We start from the raw sequence: 12,056 nt of genomic DNA, 5'->3' as shown, positions 1-12,056 counted from the left end.
ACCGCACCTCCTGGTTGGAGCGCCACTCTAACCAGGTTTTGAGCGGCACTCAAAACTCGCGCCGTTCCGAGCACGGATACGGCGAAGGCCGCGCCCCGGTGGGGCGCGGCCTTCGTGCGGCGGGACTCGGGGATCAGCCGAGGCGGTGCATCCAGCCGTGGGTGTCCTCGGCGATGCCGCGCTGGATGTCCAGCAGGCGCTCACGCAGCTTGACGGTGACCTCGCCGGGCGTGCCGTCGCCCTGCGTCCACTCGCCGTCGGCCGACTTCACGGTGCCGACGGGGGTGATGACGGCGGCGGTGCCGCAGGCGAAGACCTCGGTGAGGGTGCCGTCGGCGGTGTCGTCGCGCCACTGGTCGATGGACACGCGGCCCTCCTCGGAGGTGTAGCCGAGGTCCTCGGCGACGGTGAGGAGGGAGTCACGGGTGACGCCCGCGAGCAGCGAGCCGGTCAGGGAGGGGGTGACGATCCGCTTGCCGCCGTCCGCCTGCTCGTACACGAAGTAGAGGTTCATGCCGCCCAGCTCCTCCACCCACTTGTGCTCGACGGCGTCGAGGTAGGCGACCTGGTCGCAGCCCTGCGCCGCGGCCTCGGCCTGCGCGAGGAGGGAGGCGGCGTAGTTGCCGCCGGTCTTGGCGTCGCCCATGCCGCCGGGGACGGCGCGCACCCGGTCCTGGGAGAGCCAGATGGAGACCGGCTTCACACCACCGGGGAAGTACGCGCCGGCGGGAGAGGCGATGACGAGGAAGAGGTACTGGTTGGCGGGCCGCACGCCCAGGCCGACCTCGGAGGCGATCATGAACGGGCGCAGGTAGAGGGACTCCTCACCGCCGTGCCCGGGCACCCACGCCTCGTCCTGCTTCACCAGGGCGTCGCAGGCCTCGATGAACGTCTCGACGGGCAGCTCGGGCATCGCCAGCCGGGCTGCGGAGCGCTGGAAGCGCGCGGCGTTGGACTCCGGGCGGAAGGTGGCGACCGAGCCGTCGGGCTGCCGGTAGGCCTTGAGCCCCTCGAAGATCTCCTGCGCGTAGTGCAGGGTCATGTTGGCCGGGTCGATCGAGAGCGGTCCGTACGGCACGAGCTGGGCGTCGTGCCAGCCGCGGCCCTCGGTCCAGCTGATCGTCACCATGTGATCGGTGAAGTAGCGGCCGAAACCGGGGCTGACCAGGATCGCCTCGCGCTCCGCGTCGGACAGCGGATTCGAGGAGGGCTTGAGCTCGATCGTGGGCGTCGTCATGAGTGCGTGTCCTTCACCGGTCTTGTGTGTGATGGACCGCGCCCACGCCCGCCCTCCCGGCCACTGCCGGGAGGTTCACAGGACGTCCGAGCTCCACCGCGAGCCGCGGTCCCGCGTTCGATTATCTCCCGGGGGCGGCTCTGCACGAAATGACGCGTTCGGTACGGGGCTCGGTACGGCGTGTGCGGGCACGCGGAAAACGCGGTCCAGGGGTCGATGGTGGCACCCGGAGACCGCGAGGTGAAGCCGCCGGGTGCGGTTGCGACCCGGCGGCTTCGAAGTGGAGTCGTCGGGTCAGCTCGCTACTCGTACCGCGAGCGCGTCACCGATCTCGTCGGTGGTGCGGGCGCTCCGTCCGTCACGCTCCGCGAGGTCGGCGGAGACGGCCTCCTCGATGCGCACGGCCTCGGCCTCGTAACCGAGGTGGCGCAGCAGGAGGGCGACGGAGAGGACCGTGGCGGTGGGGTCGGCCTTGCCCTGGCCCGCGATGTCCGGCGCGGTGCCGTGGACCGGCTCGAACATGGACGGGAAGGCACCCGTCGGGTTGATGTTGCCGGACGCGGCCAGGCCGATGCCGCCGGTCACGGCCGCGGCCAGGTCGGTGAGGATGTCACCGAAGAGGTTGTCGGTGACGATGACGTCGAAGCGCTCCGGCTGGGTGACGAAGAAGATCGTCGCCGCGTCGACGTGCAGGTAGTCGGTGGTGACCTCGGGATACTCGGCCGCGACCTTGTCGAAGGTGTTCTTCCACAGGTGGCCGGCGTACACGAGGACGTTGTTCTTGTGGACGAGCGTCAGCTTCCTGCGCGGGCGGGCGGCGGCGCGCGCGAAGGCGTCCCGCACGACACGCTCGACGCCGTGGGCCGTGTTGACGCTGACCTCGGTGGCGATCTCGTGCTCCGTGCCGGTCCGCAGCGAACCGCCGTTGCCCGTGTACGGGCCCTCGGTGCCCTCACGGACGACGATGAAGTCGATCTCCGGCCGGCCGGCCAGCGGCGTGGCGGTGTTCGGGAAGAGCTTCGACGGCCTCAGGTTGATGAAGTGGTCGAAGGCGAAGCGCAGCTTCAGCAGCAGCCCGCGCTCCAGCACGCCCGACGGCACGGACGGGTCCCCGATGGCGCCGAGCAGGATGGCGTCGTGGCCCTTGAGGGACTCCAGCTCCGCGTCCGGGAGGGTCTCACCGGTGCGGTGCCAGCGCTGTGCGCCGAGGTCGTACTCCTTGGTCTCCAGCTTCACGTCCTGCGGGAGAACGGCGTTGAGGACCTTGAGGCCCTGGGTGACGACCTCCTGGCCGATACCGTCGCCGGGGATCACTGCGAGATCGATGCTGCGAGACATGGTGGCACCATAACCGTCCGTCCCACCCCATGACATCCGCTGTCCACGATGCGGACAGTGGAACTCCGCGCGCGGCGGACACCACGGGGCGGGACCGCGCCGTGCTCAGTGACCGGTCGACCCGCCGTTGTCACGGCGGTCGAGGGCCCGCTGCAGGGCCGCGGCGGCGTTCTTGCGGTCCGAGTCGGCGGGACGGGGGGTGTGGCGGACGCGGCGGGCGGTGGTCTCGGCCATGGGGGATCGACTCCTTGAGATCGCGTGGATTTCGAGATCAGGACTTCAGAGGGGATATCGAGATCTGGATTTCGAGGCGCCGGAAGGGGCGGGGAGCGGATGCCGCAGGGGTTGCCTGCTTCGGGGCACGCTCACGACCGCCCTCGCTGGATCAGCGATTCGTTCGGCTTCCACAACGCTAGGACACCCGGGGCCGTCTGTCTCTACAGATACTCGGACTTCCTACTATCTGAGACGGCGACACGAGCCGGACGTGCTACGCGAGCCGCCCCGGGCCCTCAGAGATCCACGGTGAGCTGCGCCTGGATGTGCGCGCGCAGGACGCCGGCCATGTCCGTGCCCAAGTCGCTGAGCAGCCACTGGACCTGGAGGCCGTCCATCAGGGCGATCAGCTGCCGGCCCGCGTCGGCGGGGGCGATCCCCTCCCGCAGCGCCCCGTCCCGGCCCGCCTGTTCGTAGGCGAGCCGGGCGCCCGCGACCGAGTTCTCGTAGCGGCGCACGAAGTAGGTGTGCGCGGGATGGTCGGCGGCCGTCGCCTCGGCCGAGACCACCGTGAACAGCTCGACGATCCCGCGCCGCTTGGCGTTCAGCGCGGCCAGCTCGGCGAACCGGCGCAGCCGGTCCACCCCCGTGGTGCCGCCGACCGAGAGCCACTCGTCGTCCACGTCGTCCCGGCGTTCGAGCACCGCGAGCAGCAGTGCCTCCTTGGTCGGGAAGTGGTGCAGCAGTCCGGTGTGCGAGATGCCGCACCGGGCGGCGATCACCCGCAGCGAGGCGCCTCGGTAACCGGCCTCCCCGAACAGGGACATGGCCTGGTCGAGGATCTCGCGCCGCTTCGCACGGCCCTTCGCGTAGCCGCGCCTCGTCTCGGCGGTCACTCGCCACTCTCCCGGTCCGCCGGCATCGGTCAGCCCGGCACTGCGTGCATCGGATACCCATTCAACCCCCCGGGGGATTCGGTCCCGGGAGATTCGATTCCCGGAGATACTTACCAGGTGGTCGGTATTGACTCTATGGTGAAGGCGAACCGTGTCGCGAAAGGACCCCCCGTGTCCCCCTCCCTGCCCTACCTCGATCCCGCACTCCCCGTGGCGGAGCGGGTCGCCGACCTCCTGGGGCGCATGACGCTGCCCGAGAAGGTCGGCCAGATGCTCCAGCTGAACGCCAAGGAAGGGGTGCGGCACTTCGTCGAGGACCTGCACGTGGGGTCGATCCTGCACACCTCGCCCGAGCGGGTGCTGGAGGCGGCCGAACTGACCGACCGGTCCCGGCTGCGCATCCCGCTGCTGGTCGCGGAGGACTGCATCCACGGGCACTCCTTCTGGGAGGGCGCCACGATCTACCCCGTCCAGCTCGGCATGGCGGCCACCTGGGACGCGGAGCTGGTGGAGCGGATCGCCCGGGCCACGGCGGTGGAGGTCGCGGCGACCGGCGTGCACTGGACGTTCTCACCGGTCCTCTGCATCACCCGGGACCTGCGCTGGGGCCGGGTCAGCGAGACCTTCGGCGAGGACCCCCATCTGATCGGGGAGCTGGCGTCGGCGATGGTGCGCGGGTACCAGGGTGACGGGCTGGCCGACCCGACCGCGGTCCTGGCCTCGGCGAAGCACTTCGCGGGGTATTCCGAGACGCAGGGCGGCCGGGACGCCAGCGAGGCGGACATCTCGCGGCGCAAGCTGCGGTCCTGGTTCCTGCCGCCGTTCGAGCGGGTCGCCAAGGAGGGCTGCCGGACGTTCATGCTCGGCTACCAGTCCATGGACGGCGTCCCGATCACGGTGAACGACTGGCTGCTCAACGACGTGCTGCGCGAGGAGTGGGGCTACACCGGGACGCTGGTGACCGACTGGGACAACGTCGGCCGCATGGTGTGGGAGCAGAAGGTGTACGCCGACTACGCGCAGGCCGCCGCGGCGGCGGTCCGGGCCGGCAACGACATGGTGATGGCGACCGAGGGGTTCTTCGAGGGCGCCCTGGAGGCGGTCGGGAACGGCACGCTGGGAGAGGCCGAGATCGACGCGGCGGTACGCCGCATCCTGACGCTCAAGTTCGAGCTCGGCCTGTTCGAGAACCCGCGCCGCCCCGACGCCGCCCGCCAGGCCGGGGTCATCGGCAGCGCCGCGCACGCCGCGCTGAATCTGGAGGCGGCCCGGCGCTCGCTGGTGCTGCTGACCAACGACGGCACGCTGCCGCTGGCCGGCGGTCTCACCGCCGGTGACGACGGACGGGCCGCCGCCGGGGCCCACGGCCCCCGCACGGTCGCGGTGATCGGTCCGAACGCGGACGACGCGCAGACCCAGCTGGGCGACTGGGCGGGCTCGTCGGGCCAGGTGGACTGGCTTCCCGACGGCCAGCCGCGCGCCATGATCCGTACCGTCCTCGACGGCTTCCGCGAGCACGTGCCCGCGGACTGGACGGTCTCGTACGCGCGGGGCGCCAGGATCCTGCATGTCGGCGCGGACCCCGAGGGGCAGTTCTTCCCCGACGGACAGCCGCGCCCGGACGTCGTCCTTCCCGCCGCACCCGACGCCGCACTGATCGGTGAGGCGGTCGCGGCCGCCGAGGCCGCCGACTACGTCGTCGCCGTGGTCGGCGACCGCATCGAGCTGATCGGCGAGGGCAAGTCCACCGCCACCCTGGAGCTCGTCGGCGACCAGGTCGCGCTGCTCGACGCACTCGCCGCGACCGGCAAGCCGCTCGTGGTCGTGGTCATCAGCTCCAAGCCGCTGGTGCTCCCGCCGTCCGCCCTCGGTGCGGCCGCGGTCCTGCACGCCTTCAACCCGGGCATGCAGGGCGGCCGGGCGGTGGCCGAGGTCCTGCTGGGCCTCGTCGAGCCGACGGGCCGCCTGCCCCTGTCCTTCGCCCGGCACGCGGGCCAGCAGCCGACGTACTACAACCAGATCCGGGGCCAGCACGGCTCCCGCTACGCCGACCTGACCCAGCGTCCGGCGTTCGTCTTCGGCGAGGGCCTGAGCTACACGGACGTGGAGTACTCCGGCCTGGAGATGCTCACCACGAGTGTCGGGGAGAACGACACCCTGCGGGCGCGCGTCACCGTCCGCAACACCGGCGGGCGACCGGCCCTGGAGACGGTGCAGGTGTACGTCAGCGACACCGTGACGTCCGTGACCTGGGCGGAGAAGGAGCTCAAGACCTACCGGCAGGTGACTCTCGCGCCCGGCGAGTCCCGCGAGGTGGTGCTCGAACTGCCGGTCTCCGAGTGCACCCTCGTGGACGCGGCGGGCCGGCGGGTCGTCGAGCCCGGCGCCTTCGAGCTGCTGGTCGGCCCGTCCTCTGCCGACGAGCGCCTCCTGCGGGCCGGTTTCACCGTGAAGGGCTGAGGCCCGGCGGGGGTCCTGACATGGAAACCGCCCCCCGGCCGGCGGGGGAACCGGTCGGGGGGCGGAGTTCTGTGCGAGGGCGCCCGCGTGGGCGCCCCCGGGGCCGTCAGCCCTGGTGCGGGTAGGTGTAGTCGGTCGGCGGGACCAGCGTCTCCTTGATGGCGCGGGTCAGCGTCCAGCGCTGCAGGTTCTGCGGGGCGCCCGCCTTGTCGTTGGTGCCCGAGACCCGGCCGCCGCCGAAGGGCTGCTGGCCGACGACGGCACCGGTCGACTTGTCGTTGATGTAGAAGTTGCCCGCCGCGTAGCGGAGCTTGTCCATCGTGTACGCGGCCGCCGCACGGTCGTTGGAAATGACCGCGCCGGTCAGCGCGTAGTCCGAGACCGACTCCATCTGCTCCAGCATGGCGTCGTACTTCTCGTCCTCGTAGACGTGCACGGCGAGGATCGGGCCGAAGTACTCGGTGGTGAAGACCTCGTTGGCCGGGTCGTCGCACACGATGACGGTCGGCCGCACGAAGTAGCCGACGCTGTCGTCGTAGGTGCCGCCCGCGACGATCGTGCAGGACGGGTCGGCCGCGGCGCGGTCGATCGCGGCCTTGTTCTTCGCGAAGGCACGCTCGTCGATGACGGCGCCCATGAAGTTCGACAGGTCGGTGACGTCACCCATCGTGATGCCGTCGACCTCGGCCGTGAACGCCTCCTTGAAACCGGAGTTCCAGATGGAGGCCGGGACGTACGCGCGGGAGGACGCCGAGCACTTCTGGCCCTGGTACTCGAACGAGCCACGGGTCAGCGCGGTCTTCAGGACGGCGTGGTCGGCGCTCGGGTGCGCGACGACGAAGTCCTTGCCGCCGGTCTCGCCGACGAGCCGCGGGTAGGTGCGGTAGTTCGCGATGTTGTTGCCGACCGTCTTCCACAGGTGCTGGAAGGTGGGCGTCGAGCCGGTGAAGTGGATGCCCGCCAGGTCGCGGTGGTTCAGCACCACGTCGGAGACGGCGATGCCGTCGCCCGTGACCAGGTTGATGACGCCCTTGGGCAGCCCGGCCTCCTCCAGGAGCTGCATCAGCAGCACGGCGGCGTGGGTCTGCGTCGGGGACGGCTTCCAGACCACCACGTTGCCCATGAGCGCGGGGGCGGTGGGCAGGTTGCCGGCGATGGCCGAGAAGTTGAAGGGCGTGATCGCGTAGACGAAGCCCTCCAGCGGGCGGTGGTCCATGCGGTTCCACACGCCCGGGGAGTTCGCCGGGGGCTGCTCGGCGAGGATCTGGCGCGCGTAGTGCACGTTGAAGCGCCAGAAGTCGACGAGCTCGCAGGGGCAGTCGATCTCGGCCTGCTGCGCGGTCTTGCCCTGGCCGAGCATCGTGGAGGCGGCCAGCGTCTCGCGCCAGGGGCCGGAGAGCAGCTCGGCGGCGCGCAGGATGATCGCCGCGCGGTCGTCGAAGGACATCGCGCGCCAGGCCGGAGCGGCGGCGAGGGCCGCGTCGACGGCGTCCTGGGCGTCCTGCTCGGTGGCGCCGGCGAAGGTGCCGATGACGGCCTTGTGGTTGTGCGGCTGCACGACGTCCACGCGCTCGCCGCCGCCCATGCGCCTCTCACCGCCGATGGTCATCGGCAGGTCGATGGGGTTCTCGCTGAGCTCCTTGAGCTTCGCCTCCAGACGGGCGCGCTCCGGGGTGCCCGGGGCGTAGGAGTGGACCGGCTCGTTGACCGGCGCGGGGACCTGGGTGACAGCGTCCATGAGTGCCTTGTCTCCTTGGTTGAGGTGGGTGGCCGGCCGGGCGGTCAGCCCGGGTTTCGGTTGGTCCGGCCCGCAGGCTCCGGTCGCCGGCTCAGCCCTTGGTGAGGACGGAGCGGCCGAAGAAGAGCAGGTTGGCCGGCTTCTCCGCGAGGCGGCGCATGAAATATCCGTACCAGTCGGTGCCGTACGCCGTGTAGACGCGCATCCGGTGGCCCTCGGCCGCGAGCCGGACGTGCTCGTCGCTGCGGATGCCGTACAGCATCTGGAACTCGTACTCGTCCAGTTTGCGCCCGGCCTGGCGTGCGAGCTCCTGGCCGATGGCGATGAGACGGGGATCGTGCGAGCCGATCATCGGGTAGCCGTCGCCCAGCATCAGTGTCCTCAGGATGCGGACGTACGCCTTGTCGATCTCCGGCTTGTTCTGGTACGCGACGGAGGCGGGCTCCTTGTAGGCGCCCTTCACCAGTCGGACCCGGCTGCCCTCGGCCGCCAGACGGCGGGCGTCGGCCTCGGTGCGGAACAGGTACGACTGGATGACACAGCCGGTCTGCGGGAAGTCCTTGCGCAGTTCGGTGTGAATGGCGAACATCGAGTCGAGCGTGGTGTGGTCCTCGGCGTCCAGCGTGACCGTGGTGCCGATCGCGGCGGCGGCCTCGACGACGGGGCGGACGTTCGCGAGGGCGAGCTCGTGGCCGCCCTCCAGCGACTGGCCGAACATCGACAGCTTGACGGACATCTCGGCCCGGACGCCGAGCCCGAGCTCCTCCAGGCGGCCGATCAGCTCCAGGTAGGCGTCACGCGCGGCGGCGGCCTGCTCCGGGGTGGTGATGTCCTCACCCACGACGTCGAGCGTGACCTCCAGGCCCTTGCCGGCGGCGTCCCGGACGACCGCGATGACCTGGTCGACGGTCTCGCCCGCGATGAACCGGTCGACGACCTGCTTGGTGCCGGGTGCGGCTGAGATGAAACGGCGCATCTTGCCGCTGCGGGACGCGGCGAGAATCACGGGACCCAGCACGGGGCACCTCCACGGAGTACGAAAGAGGCCGAACCGGCGACGATGTGTACGGACCGGGACGGCACGGAGAACCAAGGTGAAATCTAGGGACCGCCACGGGCCCCTGCCATCGACACCTGTCACGCATCCGTGTACTGGATCTCAGACATATGTCTGAAGAGGTGCGAGAATGGCCGGGTGAAGGGCGATTACCAGGAACTGGTCGACGAGATCTCCGCACTGCTCGGGGCACCGGCGACCCTGGAGAACCGCGACTTCGGCCTGGTCGCCTTCGGCGCCCACGACAGCGACGACGACACGGCCATGGACCCCGTCCGTACGCGCTCGATCCTGACGCGCCGGTCCACCCCGGCGGTGCGCGCCTGGTTCGAGGGCTTCGGCATCACCCGGGCGACGGGCCCGGTGCGCATTCCGGCCGCCCCCGAGGCCGGGGTCTTCCGGGACCGGATCTGCCTGCCGGTACGCCATCGGGGTGTCGTCCTCGGCTACGTCTGGCTGCTCGACGCCGATCCGGGGCCGTCCGACGGGCGGCTCGCGGCGGCGATGGACGTGGCGGCGCGGATCGGCGCCCTGCTCGCCGACGAGGAGCGGGCGGGAGCGGACCTGTCGCGGGAGCTCGGCGCGGTGCTCGTCGCGGGACACGGCTGGCAGCGCGACATGGCGGTCGCGGCGCTGCGCGACGCGCTGGGGACGGACGCGGACGGTCTGCACACGGTGGTGTGCGTGACACCGTGGACCGGCGAGACGCCCTCCGTCCGTACGGTGCCGTCGGCCGCGGCCCTCGCCTCGGTGCCCGGCGCCGGCACCCAGGCCCTCGCGGCCCTGGTGCGGCTGCGCTCCCCCGACGCCCTCGATCCGGCGGCGAAGGCGGCGGACCGGCTGCGCGCCGCCGCGGGCCAGGCCGCGACCGGCGGCCTCGCGGCCCCGCGCCGCGGGCTCGCGGAACTGGCCGACTCCTGGCGCGAGGCACTGTCCGCGGCCCGGGCCGCCGCCGCCGAGTCCCGCTACGGTCCGGTCGCCGACTGGTCGGCCATCGGCCCGTACCGCCTCCTGGCCTCCCTCCCCCGCACCGGGGACACCGGGCCCGACCCCACCGTCCGCACCCTGCTGACCCCGCCGCACGCCGAACTGGCCCGCACCGCAGAGGCGTTCCTCGACCTCGCAGGCCAGGCGAGCCGGACCGCCACCGCACTGGGCGTCCACCGCCAGACGCTCTACTACCGCCTCGCCCGGGTCCAGCAGCTCACCGGCCTGGACCTCAACGACGGGGAGGACCGGCTGCTGCTGCACATGGCGCTGAAACAGGCCCGGCTGTGAGCACGCCGGCTCAGGCCGTCGAGTACGTCCCGGCGGCGGCTGAGCACGACGGCCCTGGCGGCGGACTGGCTCCGGGCGGTCGACCGGCCCCGTGGGCAATGCCGTCCGGCGTCGCGGCCGAGCCACCGGAACGTACGACCGCGCCCGGCGGACAGAGCGAGGTCTGTCCGCCGGGCGCGGTCGTCGTGCGGGGTCGTCGTGCGGGGGCCGGTCAGTCGGTGAGGTTCACCGAGCGGGCCGAGGCCGCGCCGATCTCGTCGGCGATCTCGGTCAGGACCGCCGGCGGGATGGTGTCGTCGACGGTGAGGACGACCAGCGCCTCGCCGCCCGCGTCCTTGCGCGAGACCTGCATGCCCGCGATGTTGAGCCCGGCCTCGCCGAGGATCTTGCCGACCGCGCCGACGACGCCGGGACGGTCCTCGTAGCGCAGGACGACCATGTGGTCGGCGAGCGCCAGGTCGACGTCGTGCTCACCGATCGCCACGATCTTCTGGAGGTGCTTGGGGCCGGCCAGCGTGCCGGAGACCGCGACCTCCTCGCCGCTCGACAGCGTGCCGCGGACGGTGACCACGTTGCGGTGGTCCGGCGACTCGGAGCTGGTGGTGAGGCGGACCTCGACACCGCGCTCCTGCGCGAACAGCGGGGCGTTGACGTAGCTGACGGTCTCGTCGACGACGTCCTCGAAGACGCCCTTGAGCGCGGAGAGTTCGAGCACCTTCACGTCGTGCTGGGTGATCTCGCCGTAGACCTCGACGTCGAGACGGGCCGCGACCTCGCCCGCGAGCGCGGTGAAGATCCGGCCGAGCTTCTCGGCGAGCGGCAGTCCGGGACGCACGTCCTCGGCGATGACGCCGCCCTGGACGTTGACCGCGTCGGGGACGAGTTCACCGGCGAGCGCCAGACGGACGGACTTCGCGACGGCGATGCCGGCCTTCTCCTGCGCCTCGTCGGTCGAGGCGCCGAGGTGCGGCGTGCAGACGACCTGGTCGAACTGGAACAGCGGGGAGTCCGTGCAGGGCTCCTTGGTGTACACGTCCAGACCGGCGCCGGCGACGCGGCCCTCCTTGAGTGCGGAGGCGAGCGCCTCCTCGTCGACGATCCCGCCGCGGGCGGCGTTGACGATGCGCACCGAGGGCTTCACCTTGTGCAGCGCCTCGTCGCCGATGAGACCGAGCGTCTCGGGGGTCTTCGGCAGGTGCACGGTGATGAAGTCGGAGACCTCGAGCAGCTCGTCCAGCGTGAGGAGCTTGACGCCCATCTGCGCGGCGCGCGCGGGCTGCACGTAGGGGTCGTAGGCGACGATCTTCATACCGAAGGCGGACATCCGTTGGGCGACCAGCACGCCGATGCGGCCGAGGCCGACGACGCCGAGCGTCTTCTCGCTGAGCTCCACGCCCGTGTACTTGGACCGCTTCCACTCGCCGTTCTTCAGCGCGGTGTTGGCCTGCGGGATGTTCCGCGCGGTCGCCACGAGCAGGCCGCAGGCCAGCTCGGCGGCGGTGACGATGTTGGAGGTCGGGGCGTTGACGACCATCACGCCGGCCTTGGTGGCCGAGGAGACGTCGACGTTGTCCAGACCGACACCCGCGCGGGCGACGACCTTGAGCTGCTTCGCGGCGGCGATGGCCTCGGCGTCGACCTTGGTGGCGGAGCGCACCAGAATCGCGTCGACGTCGGCGATGGCGGGGAGGAGCTCGGCGCGGTCCGCGCCGTTGCAGTGCCGGATCTCGAAATCCGGACCCAGTGCGTCGACCGTGGCGGGCGACAGCTCTTCGGCGATGAGTACGACAGGTTTCGAGCTCACGTGTGTCCTCACAAGTCCAGTGCGGACGGCCG

9 protein-coding genes are annotated in these 12,056 nt (G+C 71.3%); 2 read left to right on the top strand and 7 right to left on the bottom strand.

Annotation, left to right across the window (positions count from 1 at the left end):
• Positions 1–133 precede the first annotated feature (133 nt).
• The 4 genes from ACFYY2_RS25270 to ACFYY2_RS25255 all read right to left on the bottom strand — a co-directional run bounded on the left by ACFYY2_RS25270 (position 134) and on the right by ACFYY2_RS25255 (position 3,687).
• Positions 134–1,237 (bottom strand): branched-chain amino acid aminotransferase, encoded by a 1,104-nt coding sequence (locus tag ACFYY2_RS25270; protein ID WP_388746669.1) that lies wholly within the window; start codon positions 1,235–1,237, stop codon positions 134–136.
• A 294-nt stretch (positions 1,238–1,531) separates the two neighbouring features.
• Positions 1,532–2,575, bottom strand: coding sequence for a 3-isopropylmalate dehydrogenase (locus tag ACFYY2_RS25265; RefSeq protein ID WP_388746666.1), 1,044 nt, complete (start codon positions 2,573–2,575; stop codon positions 1,532–1,534).
• Between the two features lie 105 nt (positions 2,576–2,680).
• Positions 2,681–2,809: a hypothetical protein gene (locus ACFYY2_RS25260; RefSeq protein WP_388746663.1), complete on the bottom strand. Its 129-nt coding sequence runs from the start codon at positions 2,807–2,809 to the stop codon at positions 2,681–2,683.
• A gap of 278 nt (positions 2,810–3,087) precedes the next feature.
• Positions 3,088–3,687 carry a TetR/AcrR family transcriptional regulator gene (locus ACFYY2_RS25255; RefSeq protein ID WP_388746660.1) on the bottom strand — a complete coding sequence of 200 codons (600 nt, stop codon included), beginning with the start codon at positions 3,685–3,687 and terminating at the stop codon, positions 3,088–3,090.
• A gap of 135 nt (positions 3,688–3,822) precedes the next feature.
• Between ACFYY2_RS25255 and ACFYY2_RS25250 the strand changes: the two genes are divergently transcribed.
• The gene (locus ACFYY2_RS25250; RefSeq protein ID WP_388747100.1) at positions 3,823–6,147 is read left to right on the top strand and encodes a glycoside hydrolase family 3 N-terminal domain-containing protein; all 2,325 of its coding nucleotides are present in this window, start codon (positions 3,823–3,825) and stop codon (positions 6,145–6,147) included.
• A gap of 106 nt (positions 6,148–6,253) precedes the next feature.
• Here ACFYY2_RS25250 and pruA read toward each other — a convergent pair whose 3' ends face one another.
• The gene (gene pruA / locus ACFYY2_RS25245) at positions 6,254–7,885 is read right to left on the bottom strand and encodes an L-glutamate gamma-semialdehyde dehydrogenase (protein ID WP_388746657.1); all 1,632 of its coding nucleotides are present in this window, start codon (positions 7,883–7,885) and stop codon (positions 6,254–6,256) included.
• Between the two features lie 91 nt (positions 7,886–7,976).
• Positions 7,977–8,903: a proline dehydrogenase family protein gene (locus tag ACFYY2_RS25240; RefSeq protein WP_388746654.1), complete on the bottom strand. Its 927-nt coding sequence runs from the start codon at positions 8,901–8,903 to the stop codon at positions 7,977–7,979.
• A 177-nt stretch (positions 8,904–9,080) separates the two neighbouring features.
• Between ACFYY2_RS25240 and ACFYY2_RS25235 the strand changes: the two genes are divergently transcribed.
• Positions 9,081–10,220 (top strand): PucR family transcriptional regulator, encoded by a 1,140-nt coding sequence (locus ACFYY2_RS25235; RefSeq protein ID WP_388746651.1) that lies wholly within the window; start codon positions 9,081–9,083, stop codon positions 10,218–10,220.
• 211 nt (positions 10,221–10,431) lie between these two features.
• Here the strand turns inward: ACFYY2_RS25235 and serA are convergent, their stop codons facing one another.
• A complete protein-coding gene (serA, locus tag ACFYY2_RS25230) occupies positions 10,432–12,024 on the bottom strand; it encodes a phosphoglycerate dehydrogenase (protein WP_388746648.1) in 1,593 nt (530 codons plus the stop codon).
• Positions 12,025–12,056 lie beyond the last annotated feature (32 nt).

The organism is Streptomyces sp. NPDC001822 (assembly GCF_042892135.1).
Classification (GTDB): domain Bacteria; phylum Actinomycetota; class Actinomycetes; order Streptomycetales; family Streptomycetaceae; genus Streptomyces.
The sequence above is the reverse complement of the archived record's forward strand: the minus strand, read 5'-3'. Positions and strand labels throughout refer to the sequence as shown.